This is a genomic window from Mycolicibacterium confluentis (genome assembly GCF_010729895.1).
Taxonomy (GTDB): Bacteria; Actinomycetota; Actinomycetes; order Mycobacteriales; family Mycobacteriaceae; genus Mycobacterium; species Mycobacterium confluentis.
The window spans coordinates 4,754,436-4,776,090 of the sequence record NZ_AP022612.1 but is presented as its reverse complement, the minus strand read 5'-3'; the positions used below and the strand labels follow the sequence as shown (position 1 = coordinate 4,776,090).

Sequence of the window (21,655 nt, the reverse complement as noted above, 5' to 3'; positions counted from 1 at the left end):
GTGCACACCGCAGGGGCTCTCGCGTTTCATACTTGGATCATGGAGACATTCGTCAAGCGCAGCCTCACTGCACCGCCGGGGTTCTTCGCCTGCGAAGCCGCTGGTCTGCAATGGCTTTCGGTGTCAGGAGGGGCGTTGTGTGTCGAGGTGCTGGGACACGACGACATCAGCCTCACGCTTCGTCGTCTGGAGTCCGTGTCTCCGACCCGCGAAGCCGCTTCCGAGTTCGGCGGGGCATTGGCGAGGACACACGACGCCGGCGCCGACGGCTGGGGCTCGCCGCCCGAGGGTTGGTCCGGCCCGGGTTACTTCGGACCGTTGAGTCATCCGCTGCCCATCACCTTCGCGGTACATGACACGTGGGGTCGGTTCTACGCCGACGAGCGTCTGGCTCCGATTCTCGAGCGCGCGCACCCTGTACTCACGGACAGCGCGGCGCGGGACATCAGCGACGTCATAACGCGCTGTCGTGCAGGTGAGTTCGATGATGAGGACACACCCTCCCGGCTGCATGGGGACCTGTGGAGCGGCAACCTGATGTGGACGGGTGACGGGGTGGTGCTGATCGACCCGGCAGCCTGCGGCGGCCACCGCGAGACCGATCTGGCGATGCTTCACCTGTTCGGATGCCCCTATCTGAGCGAGATTGTCGACGGGTATCAAAGCGCGCACCCGCTGCGACCGGGCTGGCGCGATCGAATCGCACTTCATCAGCTGTATCCGTTGCTCGCTCACGTGGTGTTGTTCGGTGTCGGGTATGCGCAGCAGACGCACGCTGCGGCGAGGCGGGCACTCGGCAGCGCGGATCTGGGGTAGCCGACTACGCGGGTGATCAGGCACGGGGCTGGCGACACTGGTTCTGTACGCCAGCAGTAGCGGAGGTGCAGCGTGAACACCGAATCCCTTGAGGTGGTGAAGGCGCTTTCAGTCCCGATCGTCACTGGCTTGGTCACGGCGGGCGGGATTGCTCTGGAAAGAATCCGAAGCGAGCGGGATCTGGAGGTTCGCCGCGGAAGGATCGTCGAAATGGCACACAACCAGATCGCCGCCGTGCAACCGCTTTTGGAGAATCTGAGTGGGGACCCGGCGCGCGAGCGGGCTTATGCGATCATCACGGCGGCGCTCGATTCAATTGCGCGTGCGCAAGCCCTCAGCCAGCAACCGGAGGAGCAGCTTGAAAAGAGCGCACTGAAAGCGATCGATCATGCTCGGCGGAGCGTGTTGGATGAGGTGCTGTTGAGGAGGCATCTGCGGTCCCGTGCCGCCAGAGTGCTCCGAGTCCTCTACTACGTGGTGTTCGCGTGGGCCTGTCTCTGCGTTTTCACCTTCTTTGGGTCATTCACCGCGATCAATGACGCCGACGGTGGTGTCGGAGTCGTGATCGGGGTTGGGGCCATGACGTTGGTATTGGGGCTCGTCCCGATGATGTTGCTGCGGTCGATGGTGCTTGCTCGCGAGCGTCGGGCCGCCGGTCCGGACCGAACTTCGATTTCGCCACAGGAGGCGGTCGCGACACCGGCTCCAACGCCGTGGGCCTGAATCCCTTCTGTCTCTTTGGTTTCTCGTGTCACATCTGCGTTTTTGTCGGTGGTTCGAACTAGTGTTCGATTATGACTTCGGTGGCCGACCTGCTCTCAGAGCTGGAGGGCGTCCACGCCCGCCTCGCCGCTGCGTCCGTCGATGACCTCTCCGCACTGCAGGTGCTGACGGTGATGGAACGCCTGCAGAAGATCACCTGGGCTGATGCCGCCGTCGACCACAAACTGGTGGCCCGGCTGCAGGAGTGCAGTCCGGACGAACTGGGCGGGGACAAGGTCACCAAGGTCCTGACCCACCGACTGCGGATCACCGCCGAGGAGGCCCGCCAGCGCGTCGCCGACGCCGAGGTGCTGGGACCGCGCCGGACTCTGACCGGTGAGGTGTTGGAACCGGTCATGCCCAACCTGGCCGCCGCCGTCGCCGATGGTCAGGCCGGACCCGCGCACGTGAAGAACATCCGGGAGTTCTTCACAGCCCTTCCCGACCATGTGGACCTCAGCGCCCGGGTGGCGGCCGAATCCCTGGCCGCCGGGCATGCCTGCACGCTGGGTGTGCCCGACCTGCGGGCCGCGTTGAGCCGGATGCTGCTGTGGCTCGATCCCGACGGGTCGTTCAACGACGCCGACATCCAACGCCGCCGCGGCCTCACCTTCGGCAAGCAGGGCCCCGACGGATTGACCGAGGTCCGGGGACTCCTCACCCCCGAAGCCTGGGCGGTGCTTGAACCGATGGTGGCCAAACTGGGCGCCCCAGGGATGTGCAACCCCGACGACGAGAATCCGTGCGTGTCGGAGCGGCCGTCGGAGGAGCAGATCCAGGCCGATCGCCGCACCAAAGCTCAACGGCAGCACGACGCGCTGGTCGCCGCCGGACGGATGCTACTGGCGTCGAAGAAACTCGGGAAACTCAACGGCCTGCCCGTCACTGTGATCGTCTCCACCACGTTGAAGGAACTGTCCACCGGGGCGGGGTTTGGGATCACCGGCGGCGGGTCGCTGTTGCCGATGCGGGATCTGATCCGGATGGCCTCCCACGCCTTCCATTACCTGTCGGTCTTCGACGACGACGGCCAAGCCCTCTATTTGGGGCGGGCCAAGCGGATCGCCACCCCCGCCCAGCGGATCGTGCTGCACGCCCGCGACCGGGGGTGCACCGCGCCCGGATGCACCGCCTCGGCCTATCAATCCCAGGTCCACCACGCCACCCAGGATTGGGGCGATGGCGGAGAGACCAACATCGATGAGTTGGCTCTGGCGTGCGGGCCCGACAACCGCAAAGTCGGCCCCAACAAATGGAAAACCCGCATGCGCAATGGGCGGTGTGAATGGATCCCACCGCCGCACTTGGACAACGGTGGTCCCCGCGTCAACGACCACCACCACCCCGAAAACCTCCTCGCAACCCGCGACCCGGAGGGCGATGCCGGCGGCCCCGACCCCGGCTGACAGGTGGCCAGCGCACGCGTCCCCCGACCCCGACTGGCGCGAGGGCAGTGGAGGCGGTCCCGACCTCGACTAGCGGCAAGACAGTGCAGGCGGCCCCGACCCCGACTGGCGCGAGGACAATCCAGGCGGCCCCGACCCCGACCGACGGGAAGACACCGCCCATCGAATCGTCGATGCGGACGACCAAAGCGTCAGTCGGCCGCGGCTTCAGACCGGGGAAGGGCGGCGGGAGAACCAGTTTCAAGGCGTTCACCGGGGCGGTGCAACTGGGAACGGGGGCGTCCGCCGCGACGGTGCAACTGGGAACGGGGGCGTTCACCGCGACGGTGCAGCAGGCGAACCGGAGGGGAGTGCGAAGGGATCCGGCGGGCGGCTCGGCCGTCCCGTCAACCGAATGAGTTCAGTGCGCCAACATCAGTTGAACGCCAACCAACTCGGAAGTGCACGCTCGCGGGAGTCGCACAACACCTGGAAGGTGTCACACGATCCCTTGGGCACACCTGCGCCCGCCCACATGCCGCCGGTGTCGCGGCGCAGCACGATCGACGAGGATCCGCCTCCGTCGAGGAGGATCGCGGTGTCACTTCCCAACGCGCGGAACAGATCTTGAATCTGGTCGGGCGTGTAACTGCCACCCTGGAAGACGTACAACTCGTCCTTCTCGCGGGCATAGGCGATCGCCGTGCGCGCGGCGGACGGGCCGCCGTCGTTCAACTGGCCCGTGTCCCCAGGCGCGAGCAGTCCGATCCCACTGACTGCGACGAATCGAACACCCTTGTCCATCAGGCCCTGGATCACTGGCGTCGCGGCGTCGTAGTCCTCGGTGTTCTTCGGCGTGACCACAAACGGTGCGCCCGACACCGGCAGGATCATGGTCGTCAACGCAGTCCAATGCTCATTGCCGCCGGACAGGCCCTGCTTACCGGCGTAGGCGATGGTCCCCGTCACCGCGGCGTTGGCGCGGCCCTGCCCGCGGGTGTTGTCGACATAGGCACCAAGCGGGGAACTGCATCCGGTCTGCTTCCAGGACCCTCCGGTCTGGCCGCGGACGTCGAAGAAGTTGGCATTGATCGCAATGGTGGGCTGGCCCAGCGCCTGCCAAGCCGCGATCGGGGTGTAGATCTCGGACGCCTGCCACAGGCCATCGCGGGTCCGAGCACCCGGCGTGCGTTCGCAACGCGCCTGGTAACTCTGGTGTGAATCGACCAGGAGGCGTGGCGTCAGGCGCTGCGACGCGGCCTTGATGATCATCAGGTGGCCGCCGTTGCTCATCTCGTACCAACCACCGCCGGCGTTGAGCATCGGGGCGGGAGCACCGGCACCGAAGTTGTAGACGAGATACGACCCGCGCGTATTGGCGATCGCACTCGCCAGCAGTTCGCGGCCATCAGCGGCAGAGGCGACCGGCCCCGCCAGCAACGCCGAGGACGCGCACACTCCGGTCGCTGCACACGAGGCGATGAGGCGACGAAGGGCCGCAGCAGGGGACTTCACGGCGGCCCCTTTCGGCAGATCGAACGCAATACGACAGACGAAAACAATATCCTCACCAGCCACACTGTCAACTTTGGTAACAAGCTCACAACGGTTCGGATCCGACCGAATTACATTGCGTCAACTGAGGTTTGCCAGGAAACGCACAGCAGTTAGAACGCCGCGCTAAATCGAGTAGCCGACAGGCTTCCGCGGTTGCCGCGTGCAGGCGCACACTGCATGAGTCACCAGAGGTCGGTGGCGGGGGTGAACAAGGGGGTCTCAACATGTCCAACGTCGATACCGCGCGTGCGGCGTACAACGCCTTCAACACGGGTGATCTGGCCACATTGAAAGACATGTGGGCGGACGACATTCACTGGTGGAACTCGGACGCAGTGAAACCGGGCGGTGAGAGAACCGGCATCGATGCTGTGATGCAGATGATGATGGAGGTGCCCGACCATTGGAGCACTCTGAACGTTGAACCTACAGAGTTCATCGACGCTGGCGACTACGTCGTGGTGCTCGGAACGGAACATTTCACCAACGACAAGGGTTCGGCCGACGCCCGGTTCGCACATGTCCTGAAGTTCGACGGCAACGGCAAGTGTGTCGAATCCGAAATGCATGCCGACACCGCGCCGGCCGCCAAGCTGCAGGGCTAGGCAGGGGAGCCACGGGGCTACGCAGGAGGAGACGCAGGACTGGCCAGGTGGGCACGGGGCTGCGCAGGAGGAGGCGCAGCCCAGGCGGGGCTGGAAAGAACTAGATCGGGGGAGCCACGCGATACACCGCGTCGGCGAGATCGTCGGTGACGTAGACCGCGCCGTCGGGGCCCTGCACGGCCGCGACCGGGCGGCCCCAGCGGAAGTCGCCGGGGCTCTGAAAACCGCCGACGAGCGTCTGCTGGTTACCTAGAAGTCCGTCGCGCCAACTGAAGAACGACACCTCGGGCGCCCGCGGTGGGGTGCGGTTCCATGACCCGTGCACGCCGACCAGGGCGCCGGTGCCATATGGCTCCGGCAGGTCGGCGAAGCTCATGCCCAGCGGCGCAGAGTGCGCGCCCAGGCTCTGCTCGATGGGAGGCAGTGCAGCGCAGTCCATTCGAGAGCCATCGGCATTGGTCTCGACGTCGCGGATCAGAGGCAGATCGGCGGGACCGCCGTCGGGATTACAGAAGGGCCAACCCAATTCGCGGCCGTCGAACAACCGGGCCACCGACTCGGGTGGATGGTCGTTGACGTACCCGGTCCGGATCTGACCGTCCTGGGGGCGAGCGATGTTGTCGCGGTTGTTCACCGCGGTCCACACCGCCCCATCGGGTGCGACGGCAAGCCCGGTGCCATTGCGCACCCCTGTGGCGAAGGGTTCGGCGGGCCCACCACCGGGAGGCACGCGCATGATCGTCGCGCGCTGGGGAGTGGCGTCACGGTCCTCGGCGGAGATGTTGCCGGTGGACCCGATCGAGAAGTAGACCGCACCGTCCTGGCCCAACGCCACGCTCTTGAGGACGTGCGAGTACGCGGCGCGCAATTCCTGACTGCTGGCATTGGGCAGGTCGTCGACGATCACCTGCGGGTCGGTCGCCTGCCCGTCGGCGTATCGGTACACCGACACCCGGTTGCTCTCGGCCACGTAGAGACTGTCGCCGTCGAATGCGAGTCCGTGAGGCTGCGTCAATTCCCGCAGCAGCAGGGACCTCTCGCCGGAAGCATTGAGCCGCAACACTTCCCCGGTGAACGGCACCGACACGATCAGGGTGCCGTCGGGTGCCCAGGCGGCCAGCCGCACGCGCGGCACCCTCGCGTACACGGACATCGTCCACCCCGGAGGCACCAGGGCCTGGCGTGGCTCGTTGAACGGGGGCTGAGCCATGCCCTCGGGCACCTCAACCGTCACGGGCACGAGGTTGTCCGGGGCCGGTTCGGCCGATGCGGGTGGGTTGTCCTCGGGTTGGGAGGCCGGCGGGGACGCAGTGCCACAGGCGGTGACCAGGACGGCGGCCAGGACCGCCGCGCTACGCCGCAAGACCCGCATGCATCTCCCACACCAGGATCTCGGCCGGCTCGACCGCGGTGACCCGCTGGCCGCCGGTGGCGGTGAACCGCACGGCGTCTCCCTCATGAAGTGTCCCGGCGCCCTCCAGGGTGACCTCACCGCGCGGCACGAACAGATGCAGATAGGGCGCCTCGGGCAACTGCACCGACTGGCCGGGCTGCAGGCGCGCCCCGTGCAGCGCCGCATAACGGTTGGCGATGCCGATCGCGGTCTCATTCCGGTGGGCGTCCATGCCCGAGGCGATGGTCACCAGGCCGCCCTTGAGCAGTTCGTCGTCGATCTCGAGCTGCTGATACCCCGGCGCGATGCCGGATTCATCGGGGACCACCCACATCTGCACGAAATGCACGGGCTCCCCATGGCTTTCACCGCCGGTGAGTCGCCAGGAGTCGTTCTTCTCGGAGTGCATGATGCCGGTGCCCGCGGACATGCGCTGGGCCAGGCCCGGATAGATGACGCCGGAGTTGCCGGTCGAATCCTGGTGCACGAGCGAACCGCGCATCACCCAGGTCACGATCTCCATGTCGCGGTGCGGATGGGTGTCGAAGCCCAGGCCGGGCGCGACCCGATCGTCGTTGTTGACCAGCAGCAGGCCGTGGTGGGTGTTCGAGGGGTCGTAATGGTGGCCGAACGAGAACGAATGCTTCGAGTCCAGCCACTCGATCTCGGTCCTGGCGCGGTCGTCTGCCCGTCGGATATCGATCACGGGTTGAGTCGGGGAAGTCACTGCCATCACTCCTTGGGCTTCGTGCGTGAGCCTACCGTCTCCAGAACATGCATGACGTATCATGTATTCCATGTGGCTGGACGCCGAGCATCAGCGGTTGTGGCGCACCCACCTGGCCATGGTCGGCCGCCTGCAGACCGCGATGCACCGCCAACTCCAGGAGGCGTGCGGCCTGACGTTGGCCGACTACGACGTGCTGGTCGCGTTGTCCGAGGGCGGGCCGATGCGCATCAACGAACTCGGTGAAGCGCTGGCCTGGGAGCAGAGCAGGCTCTCGCATCAACTGCGTCGGATGCGGGACCGGGATCTGGTCGAGCGCCGCGACAGTCCCGACGACCGTCGCGGCGCCGTCATCGCCCTGACCGAAGCCGGGCAGCGGCACCTGCGCGTCGCCGCCCCAGGCCACGCCGATCTGGTGCGTTCGGTGGTGTTCGACGGGATGACGGCCGACGAGGAGCGGGCGCTGACCGCCTGGACGTCGAGGGTGTTGCATCGACTCGGGGGCTGACTCGTAGGCTCATACCCGTGGATATCAATGGAGCTAGCGCCATCGTCACAGGTGGCGCGTCCGGAATCGGTGCGGCCGCCGCTCGTCAGCTGGCCGACAAGGGAGCCAGGGTCGTCGTTGCCGACCTGCAGGCTGACCGCGGGCAGGCGCTCGCGGAGGAGATCGGCGGCGTCTTCGTCACCGTCGACGTCACCAACACCGAGCAGATCGAGGACGCGGTCAACACCGCTGCCGACCTCGGCCCGCTGCGCGCCCTGGTGAACTCGGCCGGCATCGGTTGGGCCCAGCGCACGATCGGCAAGGACGGCGAGTTCGCGTCGGCGCACAGCCTCGACGCCTACAAGAAGGTGCTTGCGATCAACCTGGTCGGCACGTTCGACTGCATCCGACTCGCGGCGACGGCCATGAGCCGCCTCGACCCGACCGACACCGGCGAGCGAGGCGCGATCGTCAACCTCACCAGCGTCGCAGCCTTCGACGGCCAGATCGGCCAGGCGGCCTACTCGTCCTCCAAGGGCGGTGTCGTCGGCCTGACCCTGCCCGTCGCTCGCGACCTGTCTGCCGTCGGGATTCGGGTCAACACCGTGGCCCCCGGCCTGATCGACACCCCGATCTACGGCGAGGGCGAGGCCTCCGAGGCGTTCAAGGCCAAGCTCGGCGAGTCGGTGCTGTTCCCGCATCGCCTCGGCAAGCCCGAAGAACTGGCGTCGATGGTCCTCGAGTTGATCACCAACTCCTACATGAACGCTGAAGTCGTGCGCGTCGACGGCGGCATCCGGATGCCACCGAAGTAGTTCGCACAAGACCGACGAGTCGCCCCGGTTCCCAACGGAACCGGGGCGACTGCGTATTCGGAGTCAGACTGCCCGTCGACGGCGCCACAGCAGCATGCCGCCGAAACCGATCCACGCCGCGACCGGCAGTGCCACCGCCACGTAGAACAGCGGGTTCGAGGTGGCCGGCGCCGCCAGCACGTACGGGGTCCACGGCCGCGTCTGCACCGGCCAGATCTGTTCCAGCGGAACAGAACTGATGACGTCGCCCATCCAGACCTCGGTGCCCGACTCCGACGTGATAGGGCCGACGATCGACGGCGCTGCAGTCCTCATCGCCGGCGCATACTTCTCCTCGAACACCTCGGCGCCGACCTCGGTGATCTCGACCTTGCTGAAGTCGACGCCGCCGACCGTCGAGGTCCACATGGTGCCGTTGGGTGACGTCCACTTCAGCGTCGCCTCCGGCGGATTCTGGTTGAAGCTGCGCACATAGTCGTCGAACACCCCGCGCGGGCTCCATCGCTGCGCCCATTTGTCGATGTTGTCCGAGTTGATCACCGAGGCGAACTGCCCACCGGGGTTGGTGGCGTTGCGCTTCCGAAGCCATTCGGCGACAACGCGACTGGTGTACACGCGGCGCAGGTCGGCGTACGTCGGCGAGTGCGCGATCAGCTCGTTGAGCGCCGGCATGATCATCCTCTGGTACGTCTCGAGATTGGCTTTCGTGATCTCGGGACTCTGGCCGCGGTCGGCGCAGGTCTCGCCGGGAGAGACGTCGCTGTCCTCCATGCCCAGCTTGGCCACCAGGGGAGCGTCGATGATGTACAGCTGGTCACCGTCCTCACGGACCGTCGCAGGAAGCGGCTCGATCCAGTGCCGTCGGCCGTCGGCGCACTTGGACTCGCCCTGTAGCGCAGCAACATAACGTCGGCCAAGGTCGGTGTCGGTGCTCTGCAGCCTCGCGGAGTCGCGCTTCATCTCCAGGTCGGCCTCGAGCAGGATTCTGCCGGCCTCGGTGCGGCCGAATCCCGAATCGATGATCCGGTCCGGCTCTGTCGGGTTGAGGTTGACCCAGAACTTCTCCGGTGACAACGCAAGCCAGACGTACAGCGCATCCCGGGACATCTTGGCGCTGCGGCCTCCGCCGACCGGCGTGCCGCCACCGGGGTGGCCGTTCGCGCGGTAACCGATCTGCATTGCGGGCTTGCCGCCGACATTGTCGGACGCATAGCGGATTTCCATGGTCGTGAAGTCGATGCCGCCCAGGTTCGGGTTCGGAGGTGAATAACCCGGCGCCGGGGGGCCCAGAGGTGCGGATTGGGGAGCTGGGGCCTGCGGCACGTACTGCGGGGCAGGAACGGGCGCGGGGGCGGGAGCAGGCGCGGGGGCCGGTGCCGGTGCCTGCGGCACGTACTGCGGCGCGGGGGCCTGCGGGACGTACGGTGCCGGTGCGGGCGCGGGTCCGACGACGATGGGCGGCGGCGCGGGCGACACCACGATCGGCGGCGGCGCAGGGGCCGGCCCGGGCAGCGGAAGCGGTAACGGGATCTGCGGCGGCGTCGACGGCGGTGGCGGTGGAATCGGCACCGCGGGCCCCGGTGGCGGAGGAGGCAGCATCGGCGGCGCTGGGGGCGGTGGCGGAGGCGGCGGGGGTGGTGACGGCGGTCGCGGTGGGGTCGTCGTCTCCTCCGGCGGTTCCGGCGGATCGGGGAAGTCCACTGAATCGCCTGCGAGTTCGTCCTCGACGGTCGCCTGATTTCGGGCGTCGGCCGCGGAGTCCGGGAAGTCGTCGAACGGATTGCCGTCGACGGTCGGTACGTAACGGGTGCAGAACCCGTCAGGCACCGTGGCGCCGGAGGACCGCAGGCCCTCAACCTGCTGGTCGATCCACTGCCGGGTTTCGTCCGTCGGCTTGGCGCCGAACGTCATGATGTACTTCACGCCGAACTTGCCCGCCGCGGTGAACTGCTTCAGGAACTCCTGCTGCTGGCCCAGCGACATCGTCGGGCCCGGGTTGACGCCGATGCCCACCTGCCTGCCGCGCGGGACGCCGGGGTCGATGTTCGACAGGGGGAACTGCGGTCCGCGGGTCCAGCCCGCGTCGGCGGGCAGATCCCAGTACTTGCCCAGGAATTCGGCGAAGGCGTCGGCGGTGTCCTTGTTCGTGATCGCCTTGATGTAGGCCTTCTGCCAGTCCGCCCACGTCATCGGCGTGCCGCCGGACTGCTGCTGCTTCTGGAGGTAGCGCTTCCACCGAGCCTTCATGCCCTCCGCGCTGCCGGGATCGGTGCGCACAACGTCATCGTTGCTGTTGGGCAGGCGGTTGAGTTCGTCGGCGCTGGGTTCGACGGCCTGCACCAGGCCGTCATTGAGCGGTTTGAGCGGATATGTCTGCAGCTGATCTGCCGGGGCGATCTCGCCGATGTCGTAGGACGGCAGCGTGAAGCCCGGGGTGCACTCCCCATACGAGCTCGACCCGGGTGCGTCTGTGTCGGCATGGCTCAGGCCCGCGCTGTGCAGCGTCAGACTGACCGTCACGGCGGCCACCAATGCGGCCCGCACCCAACTGCGGCCCCGCGCAGTTGCCGAAAGTTCGTCGATCGCCACTCAGCACCATCCTCAGACGCTACGGGTTTATAACTCAGTTACGAAGCAACTCGATAATAACCGTAGCGTTGCTGCGGTAGAGGCGCAACGTTTGCAGGTCAACTGGGGCGGCGGGCGCTACAGTTTTTTGGGCCCGGGGTCGCCGAAGTGCGACGCGCTGGCCCGTCAGGGTCGATGATTGAGCGATGACTGCACACCGCAACGGCAAGGTGTCGATCGTCGGCATGGGCAGCGTCGGGACGGCCATCGCTTATGCGTGCCTGATCCGGGGGTCCGCGGCCTCGTTGGCTCTGTACGACATCTTCGCCAAGAAGGTCCGTGCCGAGGTTCTCGACCTCAAACACGGCAGTCAGTTCGTCCCGCACTGCCGGATCTCCGGCGGCGACGATCTGGCGGTCACCGCCGACTCGCAGATCGTGATCGTCACCGCGGGCGCCAAGCAGAAACCCGGCCAGACCCGACTCGACCTCGCGGCGACCAACGTCGCGATGGCACAGGACCTGACGCCCAGACTGCTGGAATTGTCGCCGCACGCGGTGATCGTGTTCGTGACGAATCCCGTCGACGTGATCACCTACGCCGCGGCGCAGTCGGTCGACGTGCCTCGCGGTCGCATCTTCGGATCTGGAACTGTGTTGGACTCCAGCCGTTTTCGATACCTGATCGCCGAACTTGCCGACCTGGCCGTCGCCAATGTGCACGGGTTCATCGTCGGTGAGCACGGCGACTCCGAGATCTCGCTGTGGTCGTCGGTGTCGATCGGCGGCGTGCCGGCCGCACACTTCCGCAAGGACGGCGTGCCCATCTTCGACGAGGCCACCCAGATCGCGATCTCGTCAGATGTGGTCAACGCCGCCTATGAGGTGATCGAAGGTAAGGGTGCGACCAACCTCGCGATCGGCCTGTCCACGGCGCGCATCATCGAAGCCATCCGCGGACATCAACACCGCGTACTTCCAGTCTCGAGCCTGCAGACCGGGATCTACGGCATCGACGACGTGTGCCTATCGCTGCCGACGGTGGTGTCCGCCGACGGCGCGGGCGAGGTCCTCGAGATCCCGCTGTCGGAGCCCGAGCACGAGGGTCTGCACGCCAGCGCGCAGGCACTGCACGCCGCGTGGGAGTCCGTTCAGAAGGGCTGAGCCTGCGCGCTCACAACGCGTCCGGCAGACCAAACTTCGGGAACATCGACGTGTCGAGAAACGCCACCACGTGCGCGACCGCACCGTCGGTGACATCGAGGACGTGCAGTTGGAAGGGCAGGTGCCGTCCGGTCTGCGGGTCCAGCATGTACATCGCCGCCGCGGGCTGCCCATTGGCGGTCAAGGGCAGCAGCCGCATGTCCCCGGGTCTCTCGGCCGGGCAGTTCTGGTGGATCAGCGCGCCGATGGCCGCACCGCCCTGGTACCAGCCGACAAAAGGGGGCATCTCCCAGATCGCCTCCTCGGTGAACATCGCCTCCAGCGCCTCGATGTCGTACTGCTCGAAGGCCGCGATGTAGCGGGTCAGCAGTTCCTGGGTCTCGGGCGACCCCGGATCGGCCAGCGTGTTCTCCTCGCTGGGGCCGACGGACTCCAGCTGTGCGCGGGCTCGCTGAAGCAGGCTGTTGACGGCCGCCGTGGACGTGCCCACGGCCTCGGCCACCTCCGCGGCCTTCCACTGCAGCACGTCGCGCAGCACGAGGACCGCCCGCTGCCGCGGTGAGAGATGTTGCAGGGCCGCGATGAATGCCAGGCGCACCGACTCGCGAGACCCGACGATGACCGACGGATCGGCCGGGCTGGCGCCGCCGTCCGGCAGCGGTTCGAGCCACGTTATCTCGGTGTTCTGCACGAGTTCACCGACCGGGTCCGAACTCGGCGCGCCCAGTCCCGTCGGCAGCGGACGGCGCTGCCGTCCCTCCAGCGCGGTCAAGCACGTGTTGGTCGCGATCCGGTGCAGCCAGGTGCGCACCGAGGACTTGCCCTCGAACCGGTCGTAGGCCTTCCAGGCGCGCAGATACGTCTCCTGGACCAGGTCCTCGGCGTCGTGCAGCGAGCCGGTCATGCGGTAGCAGTGCGCCAGCAGTTCCCTGTGGTACTGCTGCGCATCCGTGAGGAATGTGTCGGGGTCTTCTGCGAGCACGCTCACGGTGCCGAGCTTACGCAGACCCGCCGACAAACGGTCGCTACGCTGGCCGGGTGGCTGAGACAGAGACGACGCGCGACGAGCGCACGTTCGACGGAGTCGGCGGCGTCCGAATCATCTACGACACCTGGACTCCGAACGTCGAACCCACGGGCGTCGTCGTGCTGTCCCACGGTTTCGGCGAGCACGCCCGGCGCTACGACCACGTGGCCAGGCGGTTCGGCCAGGCCGGCCTGGTGACCTACGCGCTGGACCACCGCGGTCACGGCCGATCGGGCGGTAAACGCGTTCACGTCAGGAACGTCTCGGAGTACACCGACGACTTCACGACGCTGGTGGGCATCGCAGACCGCGAACATCCAGGTCTGGCCAAGACCGTGCTGGGGCACAGCATGGGCGGCGCGATCGTGTTGGCCTACGCCTCCGAGCGCGGCGGCGACTACGACCTGGTCGTGTTGTCCGGGCCGGCCATCGCCGCCCACGAGGACGTCAAACCCTCGCTCGCGGTGGTCGGCAAGGCCGTCGGCGCGGTGCTGCCCGGCGTCCCGGTTCAACAGTTGGATTCCAACGCCGTCTCGCGCGACCGCGAGGTGGTGGCGGCCTACAACGCCGACCCGCTGGTGTGGCACGGCAAGGTTCCTGCCGGCGTCGCCCGCGCGCTGCTGTCGGTCGGGCAGTCCATGCCTCAGCGCGCCCAGGCGATCACCAAGCCGCTGCTGGTGGTGCACGGCGCCGACGACCGGTTGATTCGCGCAAGGGGCAGCGAGCGCCTGGTCGAATGCGTGGCCTCCGAGGACGTCCACCTCAAGATCTATCCCGGACTGTTCCACGAGGTGTTCAACGAACCGGAGCAGGACCTGGTGCTCGACGACGTGGTGTCCTGGATCGAGGCTCGCCTGTGAGAGCGATTGCGGCCCTGCTTCTTTCGCTGGCCCTACTGGTGGGCTGCTCGTCGTCGAAGACCGATGAGTCCTGGGTCGAGGACGAGATCACGTTCGAGGCTGACGGACTGACGATCCACGGCACCTACCGGCACCAGCGCGACGCCACGCCCGGACCCGCCGCGCTGCTGATTTCAGAGAGCGGCCAGACCGACCGCAACGGCGATAACGCCGTCGTCGGCCCCGTCGGCAACATGCGCCAACTCGCCGAGCACCTGTCCGGGCTCGGCGTCGCGACGCTGCGCTACGACAAGATCGGCACCGGGCGCACGGGCCTCGGACCGTACGCGCAGAAACCCGCCGAGGTCGGCAGTGCCGTGTACACGGCCGGTGCCAGGGCCGCGCTGCGCTTCCTGGCCGACCAGCCCGCAACCGACAAGGCGCACATGTCGGCGTACGGACTGGGGGAGGGCGCGACGCACGCCATGGCCCTGGCCGTCGACACCGCCTCGGACGCGCCGAAGCTGCATTCCTTGGGCCTGCTGCAGCCACTGCCCGGTCGCTACCTCGACCTCATCACGGGGCGGGTGAAGGCCGACGTCGCGGCGGCCGTGAAACAGGGGTCGAAGACAGCGCAGCAGGCCGACGAGGTGGTGGCGGCCTGGACCGCGGCCGTCGCACAGGTCCGCGCCGACGGCACGCTGCCGCCGGGCCAACTGCCCGACGGACTCGGCGCGATCCTCAACCCGGGCAACGTCAAGATCGTCCGCGAGACCGACGCCGTCGACCCGCTGGGTGAGGCCGCCAAGATCCCCGCCGGTACCCCGGTGCTGCTGACGTGTTCGGACTCCGATGCGCAGGCCCGCTGCGAGGGACTCAAACCTCTGACGGCGGCACTCGCGCACACCGAACTGACGCTCGTGGAACTCAAGGGCGTCAACCATGTGCTGCGCGACGACCCCACCGACAACCTGGCCGATTACGCCAAACCGGCGCCGCTGTCGGGGCAGCTGACGACCGCTCTGGACGCGTTCGTCCGCGAATGAGCGGGCCCGCTGCGGCTGCCCCGAATGTCGGACCACGCCGCTAAGCTCGGGGTCATGCCCAAAGTCGTTGTCGCCGAACGCTACGGCGGTCCGGAAGTGCTTGCCCTCCATGATGTCCCGCTGCCCAAGGTCGCCAACGGCCAGGTTGTCGTCGATGTGCACGCCGCCGGGACCAACCCGATTGACTACAAGCTCTACAGCGGACAGATGGGAAATGACCCCGCCGCGCTGCCGATGCCGGTGGGGATGGAGGCCGCGGGAGTCATCGCCGAGGCGCCGCCGTACGCCGAGGGATACACCGGGCCGCTGAAGGTGGGTGACGAGGTGATCGTCACCGGCATCCGCGGCGCGTACGCCGAGCGTGTGGTCGCCGACGCCGAGCAGATCGGGCACAAACCCGCGACGCTGACGGCCGAGGAGGCATCGGGTCTGCTGCTCGCCGGCGGCACCGCCTGGCATCTGTTGACCAGGACCGACGTCAAGGCCGGTGACATCGTGCTGGTGCACGGCGCCAGCGGCGGCGTCGGGCAGATGGCCGTGCAGTTGGCCACCGCGCGGGGCGCCCGCGTGATCGGGACGGCCAGCGCCGCGCGCCACGACCAGCTTCGGCACTATGGCGCCGAACCCGTCGAATACGGCCCCGGCTTGGCCGATCGCGTGCGCGCGCTGTTGGCCCCCGGCGAGCAGGTGACCGTCGCGCTGGACCTTGTGGGCACCGACGAGGCGCTGGACTCCTCGGTGGAGCTGGTCGCCGATCGGGACCGCATCGCCACCATCGCCGGCTTCGGGCGGGCTCCCGAGCTCGGCATCGCGGCGCTCAGCGGGGCCGACGGCGGGCAGGAGATCAGGGACTCATCGCGCCCGGAGCTGATCAAGCTGGCCGCGGCGGGGCAGGTGCGGGTGATCGTCGACAAGGTGTTCGGCCTTGCCGAGGCCGCCGACGCCCACCGCTACCTGCAGACCGGTCACGCGCGCGGGAAGGTTGTGCTTGTCCCGTGAGCGACGACAAGATGCTCGCGCGCATCGCCGCGCTGCTGAGGCAGGCCGAGGGAACCGACAATGCGCACGAGGCTGAGGCGTTCATGGCGGCCGCGCAGCGCCTGGCGACCGCGACGTCCATCGACTTGGCCGTGGCCCGCTCGCACACCGCCAAGCGGGAGGCCTCCCAGGCGCCAACTCAGCGCACCATCACCATCGGAGAGGCGGGCAGCAAGGGTCTGCGGACCTACGTTCAATTGTTCGCGGTGATCGCCGCGGCCAACGACGTGCGCTGCGATGTCGCGTCGAACTCGGCGTTCGTGTACGCCTACGGGTTCGCCGAGGACCTCGACACCACGCACGCGCTGTACGCCAGCCTGGTGGTGCAGATGGTCAGGGCCTGCGACGCCTACCTGTCCACCGGCGCGCACAAGCCCACCCCGACCATCACGGCGCGGCTCAACTTCCAACTGGCCTTCGGCGCGCGCATCGGTCAACGCCTGGCGGCCGCGAGGGAGGAGGCGCAGAAGGAGGCACAGGCCACCGAGAGCCCGTCGGCCGGCACTGCGATTGCGTTGCGCAACAAGGAACTCGAACTCGTCGACCACTATCGACAGACGTCCAAGGCCCGTGGCACATGGTATGCCTCGCGGGCCAGTGCGGGGTACTCGTCGGCGGCGCGGCGGGCCGGGGATCGGGCCGGCAAGCACGCCAGGCTCGGCGCCAGCCAAGAACTGCCCGGTGCACGGACCCCGCTGAAGCGGTGACCCCTCGCGACAGTCAACGCTCCAAGGTCTATGCCGCCGAGGCGTTCGTCCGCACCATGTTCGACCGTGCCGCACAACATCATTCGCGGGCCATCGACTTCTTCGGCGCGTCGCTGACGCTGCCGCCGGAGGCACGTTTCGCCTCGATCGATGCCGTACAGCGTTACGTCGACCAGGTGCTGGCGATGCCCGCGGTGACGCAGCGTTGGCAGGTTAGTGCGCTGGCGGTGCGGGCGCGGCGTGGGGCGGGTGCGGCGCACTATGAGGTCCAGGACGGCGCGGCCGTGATCGCGGTGCCCGAGCAGTCCACCCGGTGGGCGCTGCGCGAGCTTGTGCTGCTGCACGAGGTCGCGCACCACCTGTGCCCGGTGGAACCGGCACACGGCCCGGAATTCTGCGCGACGCTGTGCGAACTCGTCGAGGTGGTGATGGGCCCCGAGGTCGGCCACGTGCTGCGCGTTGTCTACGCCAAGGAGGGCGTGCGCTGAGCGTCGGCCGCTACCGTGGGTCGGGTGAGCGAACCCACACCACAAGACGTCGATGACCTGCTGAACCGCATCGTGCTGGGGGAGGACCCCGCGCTCGAGGCCGCACTGGCCGCGAGCACCGCAGCGTCGCTGCCGCCCATCGAGGTCACACCGCAGTCCGCCCATCTGCTGGGCCTGCTGGTGCAGATCGCCGGGGCGCAGCGGGTGTTGGAGATCGGCACGCTTGGTGGGTACAGCACGATCAGCCTGGCTCGTGCCGTCGGTCCCGAGGGCAGCGTCGTCACGTTGGAATACGAACCGCGCCATGCCGAAGTGGCGGCCGCCAACCTGGCCAGGGCGCGGGTCGCCGATCGCGTGGAGATCGTCGTCGGCGCGGCCCTGGACACGCTGCCCACGCTGAGCGGGGCGTTCGACTTCGTGTTCATCGACGCCGACAAGGAGAACAACTCGGCCTACGTGCAGTGGGCCGTCGACCTGGGCCGGCCGGGCACGGTGATCGTCGTCGACAACATCGTCCGCAACGGGCGCATTCTGAACCCCGCGGCTGACGACACGCAGGCCAGTGCGGTGCGGCAGATGCTCGAGATGATGGGCCGGCACCCGAACCTGGACACCGCGGCGATCCAGACCGTGGGCGGAAAAGGTTGGGACGGCTTCGCGTTGGCCGTGGTGAAGTAGCGTCTGCGTCCGCGCCGAGCGATGACGTGTTTCGCCGACATCGATGAATGCCGTGCGATAACTCAACTCTGGGCGGAGGTGAACGCTAGCTGCGCCAGATGGAGGGTGGAGGCGGCGACGACTGGGGCGCCTGAGGCTGAGGAGGCGCGGGTGCCGGTGCCGGTGCTGGAGCGGGAGCCGTAGGCCTCCAGGCTGATGGTGCTTCGCCGACGTAGGGCGCCGGTGAGGATGGCTGGCTGACAAAGGGCGCCGGTGACGGTGTTTGGCTGACAAAGGGCGAGGGTGAGGGTGTTTGGGGGACGGGCATCGCGGTGTCCCGATCCAGCACAAGCTGCTGAATCAACCTGCCGGCCTGGAGCATGGCGTCGAACTCCAGGCCGTCGACATCGACTCGGATCTCGCCGCTGCCGGAATGCCCCACCGTGAGCGCCAAACCGCGGGCCAACCACGCCAGAAGCCCGGCGAACGCCAGGAATGCGAGCGCGACGAGGAATCCGATGATCGCGAATGGCCCGCCCAGCGATGCCGTCGACATCAGAACGAACAGCGCACCGATGGCCGAGAAGAGCGCCGCGCGGACCCGGCGCTGCGACAGCAGTCTGCCGGTGGTCACCTCGCAGACCTGCTGGATCGGGATGCTGGATTCGGCGTACCCGACTTTGATGATGAAGAACATGTACTGGGGGTAGCGGGCGATCACGCGATCGCGGGTGATGACCAGGCCGGTCTTGATATGCCGCAGCAGTGGCGACGGGGTGAAGTCCGCGCCCATCAGTCGGGTCTCCCCTGGCAGCAGTTGGATGTTCTCGTGTTCCCTCGCCCTGGAATAGCCGACGCGTGGATCAGTGTTCATTGAATTCCCCTTCTGTGGATGATTGTTGGTGCATCAGGGCTCCTCTGCCCGCAGTTCACCGCGCGGCCCACGGCAGTTCACGACGTGCGCCATCCGCTCGGCCTCGGCGGCACCGAGGATTCCGCAGTCCCAGTCGTCGACTGTGGCGTACTTCTGCTGGGCCTGATGGAACCGTGCGATCACATCCAGGGCGTCCGGGCAGCTGATCGCGTCCACGTTGTAGTTGATCAGCACCAGGTTCGGCATTACCGGTATGGTCCCGCAGTTTCGGATGGGTTCATACGGTGCAGGCGCGGGCGGCGGTGGAAGCGCCAAGGGCGGTGGCGGCTTGGGTGGAGGATCTCCCAATCTCGTTGGCATAACCGATGTCTCCGGGACAAGCGAGGCATGGCCAGTGTTGGATGAACCACCGGCGACGGGTGAGGTGCCTGTGCCGGACGAGCGGTTCGGCGGCACGTTCATCACCGCCGGATCGGGCAGTGGCACCGACGTGCCGCCCAGCTCGATCGACGCCGTGACGGCGCGGACCACCGGCTCGCCGGTCACGACGTCGAGCAGCGTGAATTCTGCTGCCCTGCTGTTGTTCTCTGGCGTCGCATAGGTCACCGCGATCACGTTCTGCGGCGCGAAGCCGGGCCACTCGTCCCCCTCGACTCGGTAATCGTTCAGATTGGCGTTCGCGGGTGGGGTGAGCGGGTTGCCCGTCGCGCAGTGCACCCGCGGCACCCCCACCTGGTCGATCAGCACGGCGTTACCCGCCTGAAGCACCGTCTGATTCGAGAGTGGTCCGTCTTCTGACCACGCGTGAGTGGTGACCCACGTGTCGAGAGTCAGGACCACTGGCGTCAAAGTGTTGAGATAGTAGGGAATCTGACCCGGGGACAAGCCGAGCGTCAGACCCCAGGCCTCGGCGGTCGCGGGGTCTGCGTCGAGTTGGTTGGCGAGCGTGACCACGTCGCACGGGGCGATGTCTCCGGTGGCCCCATAAAGCTCCGACTGATGCCCGGAGACCGGACGCACGCCCCGGTCGGACCGCACCGGAATCTGCTGCAGCAGTGCGGCGGTCCGCTGTCGTGCCAGATCCGAGATTGCCACGGGCATGACCAGCACCGACCGAGTGAACGCCTGGTCTGACGGTGCGTTGGCCGCGACGAGGAACACGTCGCCGGTCCGGGCTTCGCGCGAAGTCGCCGATAACACGACGGCGATGAGGGCCGCGACGACCACCACAGTCAGCAGCACACCGGAGGCGGCCAGGATTGTCGTCGTCCGCGCGTTGTTCTCGGTCGGTGGGTTGGGGTCCACCCACCGCGGGTGGGGGTCGGTCACCAGCTGCCTTGGCCGTTGGCGTCAATGTCGACCTCACCGACGATGTCGCCTTGGAATGCCTTGAGGCCTTCAGCAGAACTGGAGGCGCGCGTGTCACCCTTGGTGTTGGCCGCTGAATCCCAGTCCTCGGCCATGCCGCCGTAGCCGCCAATGTGCTCGCCGATACCGAAGACGGTCCAAAGGTGGGGTTTGGATCGGAAGACCTCGACGTTGTCATTGCGGCTCTGGGATCCAGAGCTGTACAGAGTCGGGTTGACAGCGCTCGAGGAGGTCACCACGTCCGCGGAATCCTGGAGGTGGATGGCGGGGATATTGATGTCATTGCGGATTGGCGAACCGAAGGTGACGATCTGCTTGACATTCAGCCGCCCGGATCCGGCGATGTTCTGAGCATCGATGCCCCCCTGGCTGTAGCCCACCAGCATGACTTCGGCGCCCGGGGGGATCAGCCGTTCCAGCGCCTCGACCTGAGCTTGGTCCAGACGGCCACTGATCGCCGAGACATTGGCCCCCCAGTTCTGGTTCCCGGCCAGCACAGTGCCGCCGATGTAGACGATGTACTTCTCCACGCCATCGACCATGACCCGCTGGACTCGGTACCCCGACATATCGGGTCCGGAGGGATCCCAACCGTTCGGTGTCTCCTGGATCTCCTTCCACAGGTCCGTCAGACCGTCTGCGGACTGCTCATAACACTCCGACGCAGCACCTCCATTGGAAGCCGTCATCGCACCCCCATCGGCCTGGCTGGCGGCCTCCTGCTGATCCGCATTGCGGCGCAGGGCATCCGCGCCCTCCTTCAGAGCATTGATCGCGGCGTTCAACGATGTGAGCGACTGGGCCTTCCACTCAGCTCGGAACTGATCTGCGTCCCTGCCGCGCCAGATCGACTGATTCGACGCGATGGTGTTGAGTCCCTTGACGGCACTCTGCAGTTTCTCGACGGCCTGCGTGAAATGCTTCGACGTCGCGCGAAGTTGTTCGACGTCCGCGCCGACAGCACTCATGACCCCTCCAGTGGAATGAGCACAGGGTGCACGCGCCCCGCAGTGTGAGAGGCGCGTGCACCTGATGCGGTGATCAGTACTTGCTGCTGGTCTGCTGCTGCTCGGCGGCGTTGCGCTTGGCGGTCTGCGACGCGTTCTTCAGCGCCTCGACGACCTTCTTGAGCTGCGGCAGGTGCTGGCTCTGCCAGTCGGACTTGAAGCGCTCGGCGTCCTGACCCTTCCATTCGACGGAGTTCACCGCCGAGGTCAGCTGCGAGATCACGTTCTCGATGTCGCCCGCCTTCGAATTGAGCTGAGTCGCGAGCCGCTGTACCTGTTCGACGTCCTGCCCGATGAATGCCATATCTGCTCCCTCTGTGATCGTT

General features: G+C 67.2%; 22 protein-coding genes. 13 read left to right on the top strand and 9 right to left on the bottom strand.

Annotated features, from left to right (window positions below; all coding sequences use genetic code 11):
* Nucleotides 1-39: 39 nt before the first annotated feature.
* From G6N34_RS22575 to G6N34_RS22565, 3 genes are all read left to right on the top strand, one after another.
* Complete coding sequence (locus G6N34_RS22575) at nucleotides 40-816, top strand: fructosamine kinase family protein (RefSeq protein WP_085157194.1); 777 nt, start codon at nucleotides 40-42, stop codon at nucleotides 814-816.
* A gap of 72 nt (nucleotides 817-888) precedes the next feature.
* Nucleotides 889-1,539: a hypothetical protein gene (locus tag G6N34_RS22570; protein ID WP_085157191.1), complete on the top strand. Its 651-nt coding sequence runs from the start codon at nucleotides 889-891 to the stop codon at nucleotides 1,537-1,539.
* A 71-nt stretch (nucleotides 1,540-1,610) separates the two neighbouring features.
* On the top strand, nucleotides 1,611-2,984 hold the full coding sequence (locus tag G6N34_RS22565; protein ID WP_085157188.1) for an HNH endonuclease signature motif containing protein: 1,374 nt from the start codon (nucleotides 1,611-1,613) through the stop codon (nucleotides 2,982-2,984).
* Between the two features lie 414 nt (nucleotides 2,985-3,398).
* Here G6N34_RS22565 and G6N34_RS22560 read toward each other — a convergent pair whose 3' ends face one another.
* Nucleotides 3,399-4,496, bottom strand: coding sequence for a phosphodiester glycosidase family protein (locus G6N34_RS22560; protein ID WP_109788698.1), 1,098 nt, complete (start codon nucleotides 4,494-4,496; stop codon nucleotides 3,399-3,401).
* Nucleotides 4,497-4,744: 248 nt separating this feature from the next.
* On the opposite strand from G6N34_RS22560, the gene G6N34_RS22555 reads away from it, so the two are divergent.
* Nucleotides 4,745-5,125, top strand: coding sequence for a nuclear transport factor 2 family protein (locus G6N34_RS22555; RefSeq protein ID WP_085157185.1), 381 nt, complete (start codon nucleotides 4,745-4,747; stop codon nucleotides 5,123-5,125).
* Between the two features lie 100 nt (nucleotides 5,126-5,225).
* Here G6N34_RS22555 and G6N34_RS22550 read toward each other — a convergent pair whose 3' ends face one another.
* A complete protein-coding gene (locus G6N34_RS22550) occupies nucleotides 5,226-6,497 on the bottom strand; it encodes a PQQ-dependent sugar dehydrogenase (protein ID WP_085157182.1) in 1,272 nt (423 codons plus the stop codon).
* Complete coding sequence (locus tag G6N34_RS22545; RefSeq protein WP_085157179.1) at nucleotides 6,478-7,251, bottom strand: pirin family protein; 774 nt, start codon at nucleotides 7,249-7,251, stop codon at nucleotides 6,478-6,480. Before G6N34_RS22545 ends, G6N34_RS22550 begins: the two co-directional genes overlap by 20 nt.
* Nucleotides 7,252-7,306: 55 nt before the next feature.
* On the opposite strand from G6N34_RS22545, the gene G6N34_RS22540 reads away from it, so the two are divergent.
* The gene (locus G6N34_RS22540) at nucleotides 7,307-7,753 is read left to right on the top strand and encodes a MarR family winged helix-turn-helix transcriptional regulator (protein ID WP_085157176.1); all 447 of its coding nucleotides are present in this window, start codon (nucleotides 7,307-7,309) and stop codon (nucleotides 7,751-7,753) included.
* Nucleotides 7,754-7,770: 17 nt separating this feature from the next.
* On the top strand, nucleotides 7,771-8,547 hold the full coding sequence (locus tag G6N34_RS22535; protein ID WP_085157173.1) for an SDR family NAD(P)-dependent oxidoreductase: 777 nt from the start codon (nucleotides 7,771-7,773) through the stop codon (nucleotides 8,545-8,547).
* Between the two features lie 63 nt (nucleotides 8,548-8,610).
* On the opposite strand, the gene G6N34_RS27765 is transcribed toward G6N34_RS22535, so the two are convergent.
* Nucleotides 8,611-11,136, bottom strand: a complete 2,526-nt coding sequence (locus tag G6N34_RS27765; protein WP_133057827.1) for a hypothetical protein — start codon at nucleotides 11,134-11,136, stop codon at nucleotides 8,611-8,613.
* A gap of 185 nt (nucleotides 11,137-11,321) precedes the next feature.
* Here G6N34_RS27765 and G6N34_RS22525 point away from each other — a divergent pair, with 185 nt between their 5' ends.
* A complete protein-coding gene (locus tag G6N34_RS22525) occupies nucleotides 11,322-12,278 on the top strand; it encodes an L-lactate dehydrogenase (RefSeq protein ID WP_085157167.1) in 957 nt (318 codons plus the stop codon).
* 10 nt (nucleotides 12,279-12,288) lie between these two features.
* Here the strand turns inward: G6N34_RS22525 and G6N34_RS22520 are convergent, their stop codons facing one another.
* A complete protein-coding gene (locus tag G6N34_RS22520; RefSeq protein ID WP_234813117.1) occupies nucleotides 12,289-13,266 on the bottom strand; it encodes a sigma-70 family RNA polymerase sigma factor in 978 nt (325 codons plus the stop codon).
* Nucleotides 13,267-13,316: 50 nt separating this feature from the next.
* On the opposite strand from G6N34_RS22520, the gene G6N34_RS22515 reads away from it, so the two are divergent.
* The 6 genes from G6N34_RS22515 to G6N34_RS22490 are packed head-to-tail and all read left to right on the top strand — an operon-like array spanning nucleotide 13,317 to nucleotide 18,101.
* Nucleotides 13,317-14,165, top strand: coding sequence for an alpha/beta hydrolase (locus G6N34_RS22515; protein ID WP_234813116.1), 849 nt, complete (start codon nucleotides 13,317-13,319; stop codon nucleotides 14,163-14,165).
* Nucleotides 14,162-15,190, top strand: a complete 1,029-nt coding sequence (locus tag G6N34_RS22510; protein ID WP_085157161.1) for an alpha/beta hydrolase family protein — start codon at nucleotides 14,162-14,164, stop codon at nucleotides 15,188-15,190. The genes G6N34_RS22515 and G6N34_RS22510 overlap by 4 nt, the downstream gene beginning before the upstream one ends.
* 54 nt (nucleotides 15,191-15,244) lie before the next feature.
* Entirely contained in the window at nucleotides 15,245-16,189 is a 945-nt protein-coding gene (locus G6N34_RS22505; protein ID WP_085157321.1) for a quinone oxidoreductase family protein, read from the top strand.
* Complete coding sequence (locus G6N34_RS22500; RefSeq protein ID WP_085157158.1) at nucleotides 16,186-16,935, top strand: DUF2786 domain-containing protein; 750 nt, start codon at nucleotides 16,186-16,188, stop codon at nucleotides 16,933-16,935. Before G6N34_RS22505 ends, G6N34_RS22500 begins: the two co-directional genes overlap by 4 nt.
* On the top strand, nucleotides 16,932-17,423 hold the full coding sequence (locus G6N34_RS22495) for a TIGR04338 family metallohydrolase (RefSeq protein WP_085157155.1): 492 nt from the start codon (nucleotides 16,932-16,934) through the stop codon (nucleotides 17,421-17,423). The genes G6N34_RS22500 and G6N34_RS22495 overlap by 4 nt, the downstream gene beginning before the upstream one ends.
* Nucleotides 17,424-17,447: 24 nt before the next feature.
* Nucleotides 17,448-18,101 carry an O-methyltransferase gene (locus G6N34_RS22490; protein WP_085157152.1) on the top strand — a complete coding sequence of 218 codons (654 nt, stop codon included), beginning with the start codon at nucleotides 17,448-17,450 and terminating at the stop codon, nucleotides 18,099-18,101.
* A gap of 85 nt (nucleotides 18,102-18,186) precedes the next feature.
* Here the strand turns inward: G6N34_RS22490 and G6N34_RS22485 are convergent, their stop codons facing one another.
* The 4 genes from G6N34_RS22485 to G6N34_RS22470 form a co-directional block, all read right to left on the bottom strand.
* Nucleotides 18,187-18,954: a hypothetical protein gene (locus G6N34_RS22485; RefSeq protein WP_085157149.1), complete on the bottom strand. Its 768-nt coding sequence runs from the start codon at nucleotides 18,952-18,954 to the stop codon at nucleotides 18,187-18,189.
* Nucleotides 18,955-18,987: 33 nt separating this feature from the next.
* Nucleotides 18,988-20,283: a DUF6777 domain-containing protein gene (locus tag G6N34_RS22480; RefSeq protein ID WP_085157146.1), complete on the bottom strand. Its 1,296-nt coding sequence runs from the start codon at nucleotides 20,281-20,283 to the stop codon at nucleotides 18,988-18,990.
* Nucleotides 20,280-21,290, bottom strand: a complete 1,011-nt coding sequence (locus G6N34_RS22475) for a WXG100 family type VII secretion target (RefSeq protein WP_085157143.1) — start codon at nucleotides 21,288-21,290, stop codon at nucleotides 20,280-20,282. Before G6N34_RS22475 ends, G6N34_RS22480 begins: the two co-directional genes overlap by 4 nt.
* Before the next feature lie 73 nt (nucleotides 21,291-21,363).
* On the bottom strand, nucleotides 21,364-21,633 hold the full coding sequence (locus tag G6N34_RS22470; protein WP_085157140.1) for a WXG100 family type VII secretion target: 270 nt from the start codon (nucleotides 21,631-21,633) through the stop codon (nucleotides 21,364-21,366).
* Between the last annotated feature and the right edge of the window lie 22 nt (nucleotides 21,634-21,655).